This is a genomic window from Brevundimonas sp. KH_060, from assembly GCF_057838275.1.
In genome coordinates this window covers 637,834-653,493 of the sequence record NZ_CM174463.1, presented here as the reverse complement: position 1 = coordinate 653,493, position 15,660 = coordinate 637,834, and the positions used below count along the sequence as shown (strand labels likewise).

The 15,660-nt window shown below is 69.9% G+C and carries 14 protein-coding genes; 7 read left to right on the top strand and 7 right to left on the bottom strand.

All coding sequences use genetic code 11. The features are described from left to right. Positions 1–36 precede the first annotated feature (36 nt). Positions 37–726 (top strand): 2OG-Fe(II) oxygenase, encoded by a 690-nt coding sequence (locus AC3IPP_RS03240; protein ID WP_489150343.1) that lies wholly within the window; start codon positions 37–39, stop codon positions 724–726. A 189-nt stretch (positions 727–915) separates the two neighbouring features. Here AC3IPP_RS03240 and ileS read toward each other — a convergent pair whose 3' ends face one another. After that, positions 916–3,837 (bottom strand): isoleucine--tRNA ligase, encoded by a 2,922-nt coding sequence (gene ileS, locus AC3IPP_RS03235; RefSeq protein WP_489150342.1) that lies wholly within the window; start codon positions 3,835–3,837, stop codon positions 916–918. A gap of 284 nt (positions 3,838–4,121) precedes the next feature. Between ileS and AC3IPP_RS03230 the strand changes: the two genes are divergently transcribed. Beyond that, on the top strand, positions 4,122–4,688 hold the full coding sequence (locus AC3IPP_RS03230; protein WP_489150341.1) for a DUF3828 domain-containing protein: 567 nt from the start codon (positions 4,122–4,124) through the stop codon (positions 4,686–4,688). A gap of 6 nt (positions 4,689–4,694) precedes the next feature. Here AC3IPP_RS03230 and AC3IPP_RS03225 read toward each other — a convergent pair whose 3' ends face one another. The 5 genes from AC3IPP_RS03225 to AC3IPP_RS03205 form a co-directional block, all read right to left on the bottom strand. Further along, positions 4,695–5,189 (bottom strand): hypothetical protein, encoded by a 495-nt coding sequence (locus tag AC3IPP_RS03225; protein WP_489150340.1) that lies wholly within the window; start codon positions 5,187–5,189, stop codon positions 4,695–4,697. Between the two features lie 70 nt (positions 5,190–5,259). After that, entirely contained in the window at positions 5,260–6,099 is an 840-nt protein-coding gene (locus AC3IPP_RS03220) for an alpha/beta hydrolase (RefSeq protein WP_489150339.1), read from the bottom strand. A gap of 93 nt (positions 6,100–6,192) precedes the next feature. After that, positions 6,193–7,122 (bottom strand): bifunctional riboflavin kinase/FAD synthetase, encoded by a 930-nt coding sequence (locus tag AC3IPP_RS03215; RefSeq protein WP_489150338.1) that lies wholly within the window; start codon positions 7,120–7,122, stop codon positions 6,193–6,195. A 12-nt stretch (positions 7,123–7,134) separates the two neighbouring features. Beyond that, a complete protein-coding gene (locus AC3IPP_RS03210) occupies positions 7,135–7,596 on the bottom strand; it encodes a MaoC family dehydratase (RefSeq protein WP_489150337.1) in 462 nt (153 codons plus the stop codon). 39 nt (positions 7,597–7,635) lie between these two features. Then, positions 7,636–8,505 carry a TIGR01459 family HAD-type hydrolase gene (locus tag AC3IPP_RS03205; protein WP_489150336.1) on the bottom strand — a complete coding sequence of 290 codons (870 nt, stop codon included), beginning with the start codon at positions 8,503–8,505 and terminating at the stop codon, positions 7,636–7,638. Positions 8,506–8,612: 107 nt separating this feature from the next. On the opposite strand from AC3IPP_RS03205, the gene lspA reads away from it, so the two are divergent. From lspA to AC3IPP_RS03180, 5 genes are all read left to right on the top strand, one after another. Beyond that, positions 8,613–9,140 carry a signal peptidase II gene (gene lspA / locus AC3IPP_RS03200; RefSeq protein WP_087141753.1) on the top strand — a complete coding sequence of 176 codons (528 nt, stop codon included), beginning with the start codon at positions 8,613–8,615 and terminating at the stop codon, positions 9,138–9,140. Positions 9,141–9,208: 68 nt separating this feature from the next. Continuing rightward, positions 9,209–9,775: a DUF3035 domain-containing protein gene (locus AC3IPP_RS03195; protein ID WP_087141752.1), complete on the top strand. Its 567-nt coding sequence runs from the start codon at positions 9,209–9,211 to the stop codon at positions 9,773–9,775. Between the two features lie 134 nt (positions 9,776–9,909). After that, positions 9,910–11,418: a TolC family protein gene (locus tag AC3IPP_RS03190; RefSeq protein ID WP_489150335.1), complete on the top strand. Its 1,509-nt coding sequence runs from the start codon at positions 9,910–9,912 to the stop codon at positions 11,416–11,418. Continuing rightward, entirely contained in the window at positions 11,415–12,467 is a 1,053-nt protein-coding gene (locus tag AC3IPP_RS03185; RefSeq protein WP_489150334.1) for an HlyD family secretion protein, read from the top strand. Before AC3IPP_RS03190 ends, AC3IPP_RS03185 begins: the two co-directional genes overlap by 4 nt. Then, complete coding sequence (locus tag AC3IPP_RS03180; RefSeq protein WP_489150333.1) at positions 12,464–14,746, top strand: ABC transporter permease; 2,283 nt, start codon at positions 12,464–12,466, stop codon at positions 14,744–14,746. Before AC3IPP_RS03185 ends, AC3IPP_RS03180 begins: the two co-directional genes overlap by 4 nt. A gap of 4 nt (positions 14,747–14,750) precedes the next feature. Here the strand turns inward: AC3IPP_RS03180 and AC3IPP_RS03175 are convergent, their stop codons facing one another. Continuing rightward, on the bottom strand, positions 14,751–15,638 hold the full coding sequence (locus AC3IPP_RS03175; protein WP_489150332.1) for an SDR family NAD(P)-dependent oxidoreductase: 888 nt from the start codon (positions 15,636–15,638) through the stop codon (positions 14,751–14,753). Positions 15,639–15,660 lie beyond the last annotated feature (22 nt).

Genomic DNA, 15,660 nt, shown 5'->3' with positions numbered 1-15,660 from the left:
CCAGACAGCCGGGCCGCCGCGCGCTCTGATGGCGGCATGACCGACGCCTCCCTCGACTGGCCCCGCATCACCGCCGACCTGAACGCCCAGGGCTGGGCCATGACCGGCCCCCTGCTGACGCCCGCGACCTGCGGGGCCCTGCAGACCCTCTATGACCAGCCCGAGCGGTTCCGCAGCCGCATCGTCATGCAGCGCCACGGCTTCGGTCAGGGCGAGTATCAGTATTTCGCCGATCCCCTGCCCGATCCCCTGCCTCGTCTGCGGGCGCATCTCTACGAAGGCCTAGCGCCAATCGCGGATGACTGGGCTAGACGGATGGGACGACCCGGCTTTCCCGCGCGATTGGAAGACCTAACCGCCCGCTGCCGCGCGGCGGGTCAGACGCGGCCGACCTCGCTGATGCTGCGCTACGGCCCCGGCGACTACAACCGGCTGCATCAGGATCTGTACGGCGATCAGGTCTTCCCGCTGCAGGCGGCCATCCTGCTGAGCGACCCAGCTGAGTTCGAAGGCGGCGAGTTCGTTCTGGTCGAGCAGAAGCCTCGCTCGCAGTCACAGGCCCATGTCGCGCCGCTGAAACAGGGACAGGCGGTCATCTTCGCCGTGCGCGAACGCCCCGTCGCCGGAACGCGCGGCGACTACCGCGTCCAGATGCGCCACGGCGTCAGCGCGGTGCACGCAGGCAAGCGGATGACGTTGGGCCTGATCTTTCATGATGCGTCATAGGATTCCGCTCATCCCCGCGGAGGCGGGGACCCAGTGAGAACCGCACGCGAATCCGATTGAAATCCCGCCCAATCCCACCGCAGCGTCTGCAGCCAAAGCACTGGGTCCCCGCCTCCGCGGGGATGAGCGGGTGTTGGAAGTTGCGCTCTAAAAAAGGCCCCTCCGGCGAACGGAGGGGCCTGATCTCTTTTACGCCTTGCGCGCGTCCAGCCAGCGCACCGCGTCAGCGTCGCGGGCCGACAGGTCGGGATAGTCGGTGTCGGAGCCGACGTCCGGCACCCGGCGCCAGGAGCGAGCGCACTTGGGATAGTCCGCCGTCTTCACCTCGACCGTCACGGCATCGCCGCCGGCGACCAGTTCGGCGCCCGAGGTGCGGAACACCTCGGCGGCGTCCAGCCCCTCGAACGGCGCCAGCAGTTCGGCCGGGGCCGTCACCACCGGCCAGGCGTCCAGAGCGCCGCCGATGACCTTGTCCCGGCGAGCAGCCTCCAGGGCCTCGTTGACGACTTCCAGCACCGTCTCGACCTTGGCCCAGCGCGCCGCCTCGGGCGCGTTTTCCCACTCGGCGGGGGTGTCGGGGATCACCCGCGCGCAGTTAGTGCCAGCTTCAGGGAAGCGCGTGGTCCAGGCCTCGTCCATGGTGAAGGGCGTCAGCGGGGCCAGCCAGGCGGTCAGGCGGCTGAAGACCTCGTCCATCACCGTACGGACGGCGCGGCGCTTGGTGCTGTCGGGACGGTCGCAATAGAGGCTGTCCTTGCGCACGTCGAAATACAGCGCCGACAGATCGCCCGAGCAGAACTCCAGCACCGGCCGCACCACGTCCTGGAAGCGGTATTCGGCATAGGCCTGACGCACCTGGCCATCCAGCTCCCATAGGCGGTGCAGGATGAACTTCTCCAGCGGCGGGAACTGGTCATAGTCGGTCAGGCGCTCGGCCTCGTCGAAGCCGTTCAGCGCGCCCAGCAGATAGCGGACGGTGTTCCTCAGCTTGCGATAGGCGTCGACCGTGGTCTGCAGGATCTGCTTGCCGATGCGCTGGTCGTCCGAATAGTCGACCAGGGCCACCCACAGGCGCAGGATGTCGGCGCCCGACTCCTTGATGATGGTCAGGGGATCGGTGGTGTTGCCCCGCGACTTCGACATCTTCTCCCCGTTCTCGTCCAGGGTGAAGCCGTGGGTCAGGACGGCGTTGAACGGCGCCCGGCCGCGCGTGCCGCAGCCTTCCAGCAGCGACGACTGGAACCAGCCGCGATGCTGGTCCGAGCCTTCCAGATAGAGGTCGGCGGGCCAGTGCGACGGGCGGTCGCCAGCATAGCCGCTCTCGGCCGTGCGCGGGTCCAGGGTGAAGGCGTGGGTCGAGCCGCTGTCGAACCAGACGTCGAGGATGTCGGTGACCTTCTCGAACCGCTCCGGGTCGTGGGCGCCCAGGAAGTCGGCGTCGGGCGCCGAGAACCAGACGTCGGCGCCGCCCTCGGCCACGGCCTTGACGATGCGGGCGTCGACCTCGGGGTCGTGCAGGGGCTGGCCGGTCTGCTTGTCCACGAACATGGCCAGCGGCGTGCCCCAGGCGCGCTGACGGCTGATCAGCCAGTCGGGGCGGCCCTCGACCATCGAACGGATGCGGTTCTTGCCCGCCGCCGGATGGAAGGCGGTGGCGTCGATGGCGTTCAGGGCGCGGTCGCGCAGGGTCGCGCCGTCTTCCAGCTCCTCATCCATGCGGATGAACCACTGCGGGGTGTTGCGGAAGATGATCGGGGCTTTCGAGCGCCAGCTGTGCGGATAGGAGTGCTCCATCCGGCCGCGCGCCAGCAGATTGCCCGCCTCGATCAGCTTCTCCATCACCGCGCCGTTGGCGGGGCCGAACTTGCCGGTCTTCTTGCCCTCGGTCTCCAGCACCTTGAGGCCCGCGAAAAGGGGGACGTGGTCGTAGTAGGCGCCGTCGGGATCGACCGTGTCCGGCACTTCGCGATGGCCATGGGCCAGCCAGACGGCGAAGTCGTCCGCGCCGTGGCCCGGCGCCGTGTGGACGAAGCCGGTCCCTGCGTCGTCGGTGACGTGGTCGCCCGCCAGCAGCGGCACCGAGAAGCCATAGCCGCTGTCCAGCGCGGCCAGCGGGTGGGCGCATTCCAGACCCGACGGGTCGATGTCGTAGACGCGCGTCCAGGCGGCGATCTTCGCGGCCTTGAACACATCCTCGGCCAGCTTGTCGGCGAGAATGAAGCGGTCGCCCGGCTTGGCCCACGGCTCATAGTCCAGCCCTTCCTCAAGGGCCGTGACCTCATAAAGGCCGTAGTTGATGTCGGGGCCGTAGCTGATCGCCCGGTTGGCAGGGATGGTCCACGGCGTGGTCGTCCAGATCACGATCGAGGGCGTCGCCGCGCGGAAGGTCAACAGGTCGTCCGGGTGGCTGTCGGTCGCGCCGACCACCGGGAACTTGACCCAGACCGTAGGCGAAACGTGGTCGTGATACTCGACCTCGGCGTCGGCTAGGGCCGTGCGCTCGACCGGCGACCACATGACCGGCTTGGAGCCGCGATACAGTTGGCCCGAGTTCTTGAACTTGTGGAACTCGGCGACGATGGCCGCCTCGGACGTGAAGTCCATGGTGGCGTAGCGGTTGGCGAAGTCGCCGGTGATGCCCAGGCGCAGGAACTGGTCGCGCTGCAGGTCGATGTATTTGCCGGCGTACTCGCGGCAGGCTGTGCGGAACTCTTCCTTCGACACCTCGTCCTTGCGGCGGCCCTTGGCGCGGAACTGCTCCTCGATCTTCCACTCGATCGGCAGGCCGTGACAGTCCCAGCCCGGCACGTAGTCGACGTCATAGCCCAGCAGGAAGCGCGAGCGGACCACGAAGTCCTTCAGCGTCTTGTTCAGGGCGTGGCCGATATGGATGTCGCCGTTGGCGTAGGGCGGGCCGTCGTGCAGCACATAGAGCGGCGCCTTCTGCTCCTGACGGATGGCGCGCAGGCGGCCATACAGGTCGCCCCACTGCGCCAGGATTTCCGGCTCCTTCTTGGGCAGGCCGCCACGCATCGGGAACGGCGTCTCGGGCAGGAAGACGGTGTCGCGATAGTCGCGGCCGGAAGGGGTCTGGGTGTCGGCGTCGGCCATGGAATGTCTTTTCGTCTTTGCGCGCGCGGCCGCTGTGAAAGCGGCGTCAGGCGTCATTCTAGCGTGAAGGCGCCGGACGGCCCATGCCCCGATGTCTCAAGGCGGCGTCGTCTCGGCGGAATGTTTCGAGAAATCCCGACGTGCGCGGGGCCAAGCCCTGCAGCGCTACGCCGGGCGGCTAATCGAAATCGGGCGGATCACGCAAACGGTCATGATGGGAAAGCTCTAGCAGACCGCACGCCCCCTGCGCCATAGTCCAGGCGAACAGACAGGAGACGGAGCGGATGCGACTTCAGGCCTTGGCGACGGCGGCGATGCTGGCCCTGACGGCGGCCGCCTGCTCGGCGGAAAAGGAAGCCTCAGCCCCGGCCGAGGCCGCCGCGTCGGCCCTGACCGGCCGCGCCGCCGTCTATGCGGCGGGCGAAAAAGACGCCGAGGCCTTCGTGCGCGCCCTCTACGCCCGCGCCACGGAAGCCCGTGATGCGCCCAACCCAGCCGAGGCGAGCATCACCCCCGGCCGCGACCCGCTCTATTCGCGCACCATGAACGCCCTGATCGGCGTCGACGCGCGCGAGGCCGCCGCCAAGAACGAAGTCCCCTATCTGAACTATGATCCCATCTGCGCCTGCCAGGACGCCGACGCCTTCGCCCTGAAGACGGTGACGATGACGCCCGACGGCCCCCAGGCCGCCGCCGCCGAAGTCGTCTTCACCAACCACGGCCGCGAGCGCCGCCAGACGCTGAAGCTGATGAAGGAAGGCCCGATGTGGCGCATCGCCGACATCGTCGACGACAAGGGCAGGTCTCTGCATGACGACCTGATGGCCATCGCCGAGAAGGCGGAGAGCTAAAACCTCTCAGGCGAAGGCCCAGACGCCCGCCGGTCCGTCGGCGTCGCTGGAAGGCGGCGGCGTCTTCGGCCGGATACGGCGCGCCCGACTTCTGAGTTTCAACCGTCGCAAGGGCTGAAGGAGCGCCGTCGTGCGTCGCGCCATCGCCGCCTTGACCGGCGCCAGCCGCGCCTGGGCGGTCATCAGGCTGACCGCTGTCAGGACTTCGAGGTAAGCCAACACGTCCCCGGCCGCGAACAGAGCCAGTTCCAGGCCGACGGTCTGCCACAGCATCATCACGCCGATCATCACCAGCACGAGCCGTAGAGACGAGCCGGAAAAAGCCCACGACAGCTTGCCCTCCACCCAGCGCCGGGCCTCGCCGTTGACGCCGAACATCAGGGCCAGGGCGCCGATCAGCAGCGGCGCCGATACGCCTGTCCCGCTGAACGCCGCCGCCACGGCCCACAGGGCGCAAACGCCCGCAATCGCCCGCCAGGCCGTCGGATTACCGTTCTGCACTCGCCCCTCCCATGAACGTCGTTCTTCATCTGGGCGCGCGGGGCGCGGGGCGCGGGGCGCAAGCCGCCCGCTAAGGCCGAGGCCCATACCCGTGCGCAGCCAGGAAGGCGTCCAGCCGGGCTTCGCCGTCGGCGCGGGCGGCGGGGTCAGGGTCGAAGTCGCTTTCCTGATTGTCGAGATTGCGCGTCAGCAGATGCCCCAGGCCAGGGTAGAGGTGCAACGCGCAGGCGCCGCCCGCCTGAATCAGGACGTCGCAGAAGGCTTGTGCGCCGCGCGCGGGGGTCAGGGTGTCGGCCGCGCCCTGGACGATGATGGCGGGCGGGCCGCCTCGCGCCGCCAGGGTCAGCGGCGAGATCGTCGCTAGGTCGACCCAGTCCAGCAGCCGCCGCACCCAGCCGTCCCGCGCCAGATCCAGCGCCGGCGACCACAGCAGCAGCAGATCCGGCCCCTTGATCCCTTCAGCACAGCCGCCCAGCCCAGCGGCCGCGACCAGGTGCCCGCCCGCGCTGACGCCGTAGCCGGCCACCCGCTGAGGATCGACGCCCAGATCCGCCGCCTGGGCGCGCACCCAGGCGAAGGCGTCGCAGGCGTCCGACAGGGCGTCGGCCGGCGTCGCCGCCTCGCCGGACAGACGATACTGGATGGGGATGGCGACCAGCCCCTGCGCCTGCATCCGCCGCGCGGCCGGATAGGTCCAGGCCGGTTCGCCCGCCACCCAGCCGCCGCCGTGGAACATCAGGATCGCCGGGAGCGGTCCCGCAGGCGCATCGCTCGGCGCGAACACATGGGCGGTCAGGGCCTGATCGCCCGCCGTCTTATAGGCGACGACCTTCGGCTCCTGGGCCGCAACCGATCCGGCCGCGACGGCCAGAACGGCCGCCAGAACCACACGCGAAAACCCCTGCCCCATGGCGAGCCCCTTCCGCTTTTGAACGCAGAGGGTAACTCAGATCGAACGCCGTTCCGACTTACAAATGCGTCACGCCGCAGGGGCGCACAGGCCTCAGTCCAGAAGCGCGCGGGCGGCGGCGGCGTCGGCGTCGATCTGGACCTTGAGGGCGTCCAGGCCGTCGAACTTCAGCTCGCCGCGCAGGAAGGCGACCAGTTCGGTTTCCAGCACCTGGCCGTAGAGACTTTCGTCGAAGTCCAGCAGCCAGACTTCCAGCAGCGGCTCTTCGACCTCGAACATCGGGCGGACGCCCAGGTTGGCGACGCCCTTGATCACCCGCCCGTCCGGAAGGCGGGTGCGGGTCGCATAGACCCCATAGGCCGGGCGCATATAGTCGCCCATGGCGATGTTGGCGGTGGGCACGCCGATGGTGCGGCCGCGCTTGTCGCCGTGGATCACCTCGCCCTGAATGGCGAAGGGGCGGCCCAGGATGGCGGCGGCGCGGTCCATGTCGCCCGCCTTCAACGCCTCGCGCACGGCGCTGGACGACAGCTTCAGCCCCGAGGCGTCGTCGATGCGGTCGGTGACAGAGACGCTGAAGCCCAGCGTCTCGCCATAGGCTTGCAGCAGGGCGGGCGAGCCGGAACGGCCCTTACCGAAGGTGAAGTCGAAGCCGACGGCGGCATGCTTGATCCCCAGACCTTCGGACAGGACACGGCGGGCGAATTCCTCGTCCGTCATGCCGGCCATCTCGCGGTCGAACGGCAGCAGATACAGGCGGTCGACGCCCAGCGGCGCCAGGGCGCGGGCCATCTGGTCCGGCGTCATCAGGCGGAAGGGCCCGGCCTCGGGCTGGAACAGGCGGCGCGGATGGGGGTCGAAGCTGACCACGGCCAGGGGCGCGCCCAGACGATCCGCCGTCTCGCGCGCCGAGGCGATGACCGCCTGGTGGCCGCGATGCACGCCGTCGAAGGCGCCGACGGCGACGGCCGCCCCCTTCTGCGCGTCCGTCAGGCCGCGCCAGTCGCGAATGACCTCGACCACTTCAGGCGGCCTTCAGCGGGCCGAAGGCTTGCGGCGGCGCGGCACGCGCACGACGGCCACGCCGTCCATGATCAGCTTGTCCTCGACGAAGCCTTCGCAGCGCAGTTCGCCCCGCGCGCTGTCATGATCCAGGGCGATGACGGTGATGACGATCCGCACCATGTCGCCGATCCGCACCGGGAAGTGGAAGGCCAGCGTCTGGGAAATGTAGATCGAGCCCGCGCCCGGCAGGATGGTCCCGACCACCGCCGAGCCGAAAGCCGCCGACAGCAGGCCGTGAGCGATACGTCCGCGATAGGCCGTCTTGGCCGCGAAGGCTTCATCCAGGTGCACCGGATTGAAGTCGTCGGACGCCTCGGCGAACAGACGAATCCGCTCTTCGGTGACGTGAACCGTCTTTTCGGCGGCCATGCCGACGTGGAGTTCGTCGAGGATGTAACCGCCCGACGGGTGCGCTTGGACCAGATCAACCATGAGCGGCCCTTTAAGGCAGGTGCGACGAAATGGCGAGACTCACCACGCCAGTTCCAGCGCGGCGTAGCGGGCGAAGGTCGTCTCGGCACGGAGCAGTTCGGCTGCACGGGCGGGATCGAGCGTCCCGTCCGCCCCCTTGGCGGCGTCGCCGTGAATGCCCTGGGCGATGAACAGGCAGTCCAGCGCCTGCTCGGCGGCGCCCAGAACATCCGTGACCACGCCGTCGCCGATGCACAGGACGCGCGAACGGTTCACGGGGCGCCCCATCAAGCCCTCCGCTTCCCGCAGCGCCAGGGCGTAGATCGGACCGAACGGCTTGCCCGCCATGACCACGCGCCCGCCCATGGACTCATAAAGGTCGGCGATGGCGCCGCCGCAGTAGATGATGGAATCGCCGCGCTGCACCACGCGGTCGGGGTTGGCGCAGATCAGCTCCAGCTCGCGCGCGACGGCGGGCGTCAGGCGTTCGCGATAATCCTCAGGCGTCTCGATCGTGTCGTCATAGGGGCCGGTGACGGAAATGAAGGCGGCGTCGTTCGCGTCATGGGCGCTGGTCAGCTCCAGCCCTTCATAGAGAACGAAGTCCCGATCCGGCCCGATGATCCAGGCCGGGCCGGGCGCGCGGCGCGCCAGTTCGGCGCGGGTGGCGTCGCCCGAGGTGACGAAGGCCTTCCAGGCGCTGCGGGGCACGCCCAGGGCGTCCAGCTGGGCCACCACGTCCGGCGAAGGGCGCGGCGAGTTGGAGATCAGGACGACATGGCCGCCCTTCTCATTGAACTTCGTCAGAGCCTCGCAGGCCGCAGGCCAGCTTTCGCGGCCGTTGTGGATCACGCCCCAGACGTCGCAGAGCAGGATGTCGTAGTCGTCGGCGACGGCGGACAGGCGGGGCAGCGGATGAGGCAGGGTCATGCCCCGCTTATAGCGGGGGAAAACCGGGGGGAAAGGCCGTAGGGACGATCGGCGCCCCTTCGCTTTCCCTCTTCGCCGCCGAACGTCTTCCTGCTAACCCGCAGGACATGAAGATTTCTCGTCTCGCCCTGGGGGCCTATCTGATCGCCCTCGCAGTCATCGTGCTGGATCAGCTGACCAAGGCCTGGGTGTTGAGCGCCATCGGCGCAGAACACATCACCCACATTCCCGACGGCCTGCGGATCGCCGAGGTGGCGCCGCCGGTGTTTAATCTGACCTATGTGCTGAACACCGGGGTCAGCTTCGGCCTGTTCGGCGGCGGCGCCGGGCGCTGGATCCTGAGCGTCTTCTCCGTCGTCGTGGCGGGCCTGCTGGCCTGGTGGGCGACGCGGGCGGACCGCCGCCTGCTGGTCGCGGCCATCGGCCTGGTCATGGGCGGCGCGATCGGCAACGTCATCGACCGCATCCGTTTCGGCGGCGTGGTCGACTTCCTCGACTTTTCCGGCACGGGCCTGTTCCCCTGGATCTTCAACATCGCCGACAGCGGCATCACCGTCGGCGTCGTCCTGCTGATCCTGGACAGCTTCCTGTCCGAGCGCCGTTCGACAGTTGGCGCGGCCCACGAAAAGTCGTAATCACACCCCCTTAACTTATCGACCCGAGCCAGCGCCCGTGCGGCGCGCCTCCCGGAGCCGAACGACCCATGCGTAACCGTCCCGTCCTGATCGTGACCCTGGCCGCCGGCGCGGCCCTCAGCCTGAGCGCCTGCGGATCGATGAAGCAGAGCATCGGCCTGTCCAAGGTCGTGCCGGACGAATTCGTCACAGTGGCCAGCGCCCCGCTGGTCGTGCCGCCGGAATACGGCCTGACCCCGCCTTCGCCCGGCGCCCCGCGCCCGCAAGAGCTGGCCCCCGAAAGCGCCGCCCGCCAGATTCTGCTGGGCCAGCGCCAGGCCGTGACCCGCACCCCTGGCGAGCAGGTTCTGGCCGCCGAAGCCGGCGCCGATCGCGCCGATCCGCTGGCCCGCTATGTGGTTGACGACGAATTCGGCAGCCTGGCGCACAAGGAAGAAAGCTGGGCCAACCGCATCATGTTCTGGCGCAAGGACGATCCGGCCAGCCAGGCCGCGACCGTCAGCCAGTCGTCGGAAGGCGGCAAGACCATCGACGCCGCCAGCGAGCGCGCGCGTCTGGACGCCCTGACCGGCGGCCGCGAGGGCATCACCATCGCCGCCCGCCGCGACGGCCGCTTCAAGCTTCCGGGCCTGTAAGACCGGACAGGCTTCATCTTCAGCCAAGGGGCGCGTTCGTCACGGCGAGCGCGCCCTTTGCAATTGGCGCGCTTGCTTGACGCAACGGCCGCGCTTCAGGATCGTTGTTCACAGCTGGTTGCGGGGTTGATGCGATGGCGAGGGCTTGGAACGGATGGCGTATCGTCCTGGCTGCGGGCGCCCTGACGGCCTGCGCGACGCCCGCCCTAGCTCAGACTCAAGCCGCCGCCGAGACGCCGCGCACGCCCCTGACCTACGCTGAGGCGGAGACGCGGCTGCGCACCACCTCCAGCCTGGGGCGCGCCGCCGGTTACGGGGTCGAAGCCGCCGAGGCCCAGGCCCAGGTCGCCGCTGGACTGAACCGACCCACGGTGTCGCTGGACGCCCAACTGATCCGCTATCGCAAGACCTTCGACCTGTCGCTGTCGGACACGCTGGACCGCGCCCAGTCCGACCTGGGCGCCGCCCTTCCCGGCCTGATCTCCGACCTGCCGGGCGTGCCGGGCGATGTGCTGAACGCGGTGGGGCAGCGGTTGCAGGCCGCCCTGCCGGAGATCTTCGCCGCCCTGCCCCACGACATCCGGCTGCAGGTGGACGACACGACCTTCCGCCCGACGGTGACGGCGCTGCAACCGATCTACACCGGCGGGGCCATCCCCGCCCTGCGACGGGCGGCGGCGGCCAATGTCGACCTGGCCGAGGCCCGGCGGCAGGAGGCCCTGAACCTGGAGAGCGTCAACCTGGCCCGCGCCTATTTCGGCCAGGTGCTGGCGGCCGAGGCGCTGAAGATCGCGCTGGAGACCCGCGACGGCTTCGATCTGCACCTGAAGAACGCCCGCCGCATGGAAGAAGAAGGGATGCTCAGCCGCGCCCAGACGCTTCAGGTCGAGGTCGCCCGCGACGCCGCCCAGCGCCAGCTCAACCGCGCCGAACTGGAGCATGAGAACGCCGTCGCCTCCCTGGCCCGCGTCGCCGATGTCGAGGCGGGCGTGACCCCGACCACGCCCCTGTTCGTCAATCGCGATCAGGTCGGCCCCGCATCCGTCTTTCTGGACAGCGCGGGCCAGTCGAATTCGCGCCTCATCCAGGCCCAGGCGGGACGCGATCTGGCCGAGGCCGGGGCGGACCTGGCGGCGTCGCGGATGAAGCCGTCGGTCTACGCCTTCGGCACCTACAATATGAACCCGGACGATTCCCTGCCGACCGAGCCGGACTGGGCCTTTGGGCTGGGCGCCCGCTACACTCTGATGTCGTCGCTGGACCGGCGTCGGATGCTCGGCGCCGCCCGCGCCCAGGCCTCGGCCGCCGGAGAGGTCGAGCGCCAGGCCCGCGACGACGCCCGCCTGCTGGTCACGCGCGCCTATAATCAGGTCGAGCTGGCGCGGCGGCAGTTCCTGACCATGGACAGCAGCCTGGAGGCCGCGCGCGAGAACCTGCGCGTTCAGGAGGTCGGCTTCCGCGAGGGCGAGGCGACGGCCGCCTCGGTCATCGACGCCCGCAACCTGCTGGGAACGGCGCGGCTGCAACGGGCGGCGGCGGCCTATGAGTACGACCTCAGCCTGGCGGCCCTGCTGGCGGCGGCGGGAAGCGACCAGACCCTGAACGACTATCTGCAACGCGACGACCGGATCAGCGCCCCATGAGCGAGACGCCTTCCTCAGCCTATACGCCGCCCCAGCCGGCCGAAGCGCCCCCGCCGAAACCGCGCCGGTCGCCGCTGCCCCTGATCGTCGCGGCGGGCGTGATCTTGCTGATCGCCTTCATCGTCGTGGGCCTGTTCCTGGCCGCCCGCCCGGCGCAGGATCAGGTGCAGGGCATGGTCGAGGCCGAGACCTTCACCGTCGCCACCAAGGTGCCCAGCCGCGTCGCACGCTTCCTGGCCGCAGAGGGCGATCAGGTGAAGGCCGGGCAGGAACTGGCCCTGATGAGCAGCCCCGAGGTCGAGGCCAAGGACGCCCAGGCCCGCGCCCTGCTGCAGTCGACCGAGGCCATCCAGTCCCTGAGCCGCGAGGGCGCCCGCACGGAGGACGTGCAGTCGGTCGAATCGATCTGGCGCGCGTCCCAGGCCACCGCCCGCCTGGCCGACCAGACCGCGCGCCGGGCGGAGAACCTGTTCGCCGAGGGCGTCATCTCGGCCCAGCGCCGCGACGAGGCCGTCGCCGCCCGCGCCGCCACCGCCTCCCAGACCGAGGCCGCCCGCCAGCAGTATGTGAAGGCCCTGGCCGGAACCCGACCGCAGGAGAAGGCCGTCGCCGACGCCAACGTCAGCGGCGCCCGCGCCGCCGTCGCCGAGGTCGAAAGCCTGCAGGGCGAGACCCGCCTGACCGCCCCCCACGGCGGCGAGGTGTCCGAACGCTTCGCCAATGTCGGCGAACTGGTGCTGACGGGGGTGCCGGTCTTCACAATCGTCGACACGGCCGATCCCTGGGTCGCCTTCAGCGTGCGCGAGGACCAGTTCCGCGACCTGAAGATCGGCGCGACCGTGCGCGGCGACGTGCCCGCGCTGGGCGTGAAGAACGCCGCCTTCCGCGTCACCGCCATCAGCCCCCAGGGCGAGTTCGCCACCTGGCGCTCGACCCGCCAGTCCAGCGGCTATGACGTCCGCAGCTTCCAGGTGAAGGCCAAGCCCGCCCGACCGATCGAAGGGCTGCGACCGGGCATGAGCGTCCTGTTCGACTGGTCGTCGCGATGACGCGCGGCGCGGCCGTCTTTCTCGCGGCCGTTCAGGACGAGACGCGGCGGCTGGCGACCCGCCCGTGGGACGCCTTCGTCGCCTTCGGCCTGCCGCTGATCCTGCTGGCGGTGATCGCGGCCATGCTGGCGCCCGGCGTGATCCGCCAGGCGCCTGTCGCCGTGGTGGATCAAGACAACTCAGCCTTCAGCCGGGCGGCGATCCGCAACATGGAGGCCAGCCCCGGCATACGCGTAGCCCACGCCCCGGCGACGGTGGACGAGGCCGTGGCCCTGATGCGACGCGGCGAGATCTACAGCATCGCCCACTTCCCCTCGGGCTTCACCGAGGGCGCCTTCCGTCGCCCGGAACAGGCGACCGTCTCCTTCAACGGCGCCTTCCAGACCGTCGGCGCCCTGTCGGCCCTGAGCCAGTCCTCGGCCATCGCTTCGGCCGCCGCGCCAAGGCTGGAAGAGCGGGCCCGCCAGATGGGCCTGCCCGCCACGGCGCTGGAGCCGCCCGCCGTCCAGGTGTCGATCATCGGCAATCCGCAGCTGAGCTTCGAGCTGTTCCTCGGCGGCCTGCTGGCGCCCGGCGTGCTGCACCTGCTGGCCGCCTGTTCAGCGGTGCTGGCGGTCGGGCGGCTGATGCAGGGCGGCTCGTTCCAGGCGTTCAGGGCGCAGACCGGCGGGCGGACCACGGCGGCCCTGATCGGACGGCTGACGCCGCACTTCGTCATCTTCACCCTGTGGGGGCTGGCGTGGATCGGCTGGCTGTGCGGGATCAGGGGCTGGGGCGTGGCGGGGTCGCTGCCCCTGCTGATGCTGGGCGTGGTCGCCCTGATGGCGGTCAGCGTCGCCCTGTCGGCCCTGCTGGTCGCCCTGCTGGGGGATGTCGACATGGCCTTCTCGGCCACCGCCATCTATTCGGGCGCGGCCATCGCCTTCTCGAACGGCACCCTGCCGCTGGATCACGGGCCGCGCTTCGCCCGGATCTGGAGCGACATCCTGCCCTATACCCACTATCTGCGCCTTCAGACCGGCCAGATGGTGACCGGCGCGGCGTCCGGCGGGGCCTGGCGCGACCTGATGATCCTGAGCGTCGTCACCTTGATCGCCCTGATCCTGGCCGCCGTGCTGATCCGCCTGCGCGCCCGCCGCGCGCCCAAGGCCGAGGCGCTGGCCTTTCCCCTGCCGGAACAAGGCGTGGGCGCCGCCTTCATCGCTGCCTTCCGCAACCTGCCGCGCGCCCGGCCGGTCAGCAGCCTGCTGATCCTGGCCGTTGTCCTCTACGCCTTCTACTATCCGGCCGCCTACGCCGGGCAGGCGGCGACGGGCCTGCCGGTCGCCGTGGTGACGCCGACGCAGAGCGCCCTGACCCGCGCCCTGGTCGAAGACCTGAACGCCTCCCACGCGGTCGAGGTCGCCGCCGTCATCCCCTCGACCGCCGAAGCGTCCGACCTGATGCGGCGCGGCATGGTCGACGGCGTCGTCATCCTGCCCGAACGGTTCGAGGCCGATCTGGCGCGCGGCGCGCCCGACGGCGTGGCCGTCTGGCTGAACGGCGGCTATCTGGTCCGCGTCACCTCGGTCGGCAAGGCGGTCGCGGCGGCCGCCGCCCATGTCGCCGAGACGCGGCTGGAGGGCCTGCCCGAGGCCGCCCGCGCGGCCAGACTGGCGCCCACGCTGAAGCAGGAGTCGCTGTTCAACCCGACCGAGGGCTATGGCGACTACGCCGTGCCCGCCGTCAGCCTGATCATCCTGCAACAGACCCTGCTGCTGGGGGCCGGCGTCATCGCTGCCCTGCGTCGCGAGACCGGCGCGTCCCCCATGCGGCGCAGCGCCCGGCTGGGCCTGTGGCTGGCGCTGACGGCGATCGGCACGGCGTCCTGCCTGTTCTATTTCGGCTTCGTCTTCTGGTTTCAGGACTATCCGCGCGCGGGCGACATGGCCGGCGTGATCCTGCTGGCGCCCGTCTTCGCCGCAGGGGTATCGGCGCTGGGCCTGCTGCTGGGCGGGCTGTTCGACCGGCACGAGCGCGTGTTGCAGGTGCTGGTCGGCACGTCAGCGCCGCTGTTCTTCCTGGCGGGCGCGGCCTGGCCGCACTTCATGATGCCCAAACTTCTGGTCTGGCTGGCGCACCTGTCGCCCTCGACCGCAGCGGTTCAGGCCTTCGTGCGGATGAACGCCATGGGGGCCAGCCTGGCCGAGGTCGCGCCCCAGGCGCTGACCTTGGCGGCCCTGGCCGCGGTCTTCGGCGGCCTGTGGCTGTGGCGCGGCGACGAAGGCCGCCGCGCCTGAAGGCTCAGCCCGCCCCCATCGGCGCCGACACCCCCGCCGAGATCATCTCCTGCGCACCCTGCTGGAAACCATAGTCGGGCACGATCTCGCCCTCGCGGTTCGCGGCCTCGCCCCAGCGCGCGATCAGTTGTTCGCCCGCATCTGCGCCGCCGCCGATGCGAACGCCCGGCGTCAGGGTGATGTTGGCCGTGGCGAAATGCCCGCCGCCCGCGCACAGAATGGCCCGCGTCGGCGCCTCCTCCCCCACCAGCGCCAGCAGGCCGGGGCTGACCAGGGCCGGGTCCAGCGCCTTCAGCACCTCCTCGGACAGGATGCCCGCCGTCATCTGGGTGGCGGCGGTCGGCGCCAGGGCGTTGACCTTGATGTTATGCTTGGCGCCCTCGATGGCCAGGGTCTGCATCAGCCCCACCTGGGCCAGCTTGGCCGCGCCATAGTTGGCCTGGCCGAAATTGCCGTAGAGGCCCGAGGACGAGGTCGTCATGACGATGCGGCCGTAGTTCTGCGTCCGCATGATCTCCCACACGGCCTTGGAGCAGATGGCCGCCCCCATCAGGTGCACGTCCACCACCAGGCGGAAGTCGTCCAGCGTCATCTTCGAGAAGCTCTTGTCGCGCAGGATGCCGGCGTTGTTGATCAGGATGTCGATGCGGCCCCAGGCCTTTATCGCCGCCTCGACCATGGCCTGAACCGCGTCGACGTCGGTGACGGAGCCGGCCGCCGCCATCGCCTGGCCGCCCGCCGCGACGATCTCGTCCACCACGCCTTTCGCCGCCGCCTCGGTCAGATCGTTGACCACGACCTTGGCGCCCTGGCCGGCCAGATAGAGGGCGTGACAGCGGCCCAGGCCCCCGCCCGCGCCGGTCACGATCGCGACCCGATCCTTCAACTGCATGAACATCTCCGATGATGGGTGA

Excerpts from the sequence above, each read along its gene's own strand:
- AC3IPP_RS03240 (WP_489150343.1), top strand. The coding sequence starts at position 37 with ATGACCGACGCCTCCCTCGACTGGCCCCGCATCACCGCCGACCTGAAC.
- ileS (WP_489150342.1), bottom strand. The coding sequence starts at position 3,837 with ATGGCCGACGCCGACACCCAGACCCCTTCCGGCCGCGACTATCGCGAC.
- AC3IPP_RS03230 (WP_489150341.1), top strand. The coding sequence starts at position 4,122 with ATGCGACTTCAGGCCTTGGCGACGGCGGCGATGCTGGCCCTGACGGCG.
- AC3IPP_RS03220 (WP_489150339.1), bottom strand. The coding sequence starts at position 6,099 with ATGGGGCAGGGGTTTTCGCGTGTGGTTCTGGCGGCCGTTCTGGCCGTC.
- AC3IPP_RS03210 (WP_489150337.1), bottom strand. The coding sequence starts at position 7,596 with ATGGTTGATCTGGTCCAAGCGCACCCGTCGGGCGGTTACATCCTCGAC.
- AC3IPP_RS03205 (WP_489150336.1), bottom strand. The coding sequence starts at position 8,505 with ATGACCCTGCCTCATCCGCTGCCCCGCCTGTCCGCCGTCGCCGACGAC.
- lspA (WP_087141753.1), top strand. The coding sequence starts at position 8,613 with ATGAAGATTTCTCGTCTCGCCCTGGGGGCCTATCTGATCGCCCTCGCA.
- AC3IPP_RS03195 (WP_087141752.1), top strand. The coding sequence starts at position 9,209 with ATGCGTAACCGTCCCGTCCTGATCGTGACCCTGGCCGCCGGCGCGGCC.
- AC3IPP_RS03190 (WP_489150335.1), top strand. The coding sequence starts at position 9,910 with ATGGCGAGGGCTTGGAACGGATGGCGTATCGTCCTGGCTGCGGGCGCC.
- AC3IPP_RS03185 (WP_489150334.1), top strand. The coding sequence starts at position 11,415 with ATGAGCGAGACGCCTTCCTCAGCCTATACGCCGCCCCAGCCGGCCGAA.
- AC3IPP_RS03180 (WP_489150333.1), top strand. The coding sequence starts at position 12,464 with ATGACGCGCGGCGCGGCCGTCTTTCTCGCGGCCGTTCAGGACGAGACG.
- AC3IPP_RS03175 (WP_489150332.1), bottom strand. The coding sequence starts at position 15,638 with ATGCAGTTGAAGGATCGGGTCGCGATCGTGACCGGCGCGGGCGGGGGC.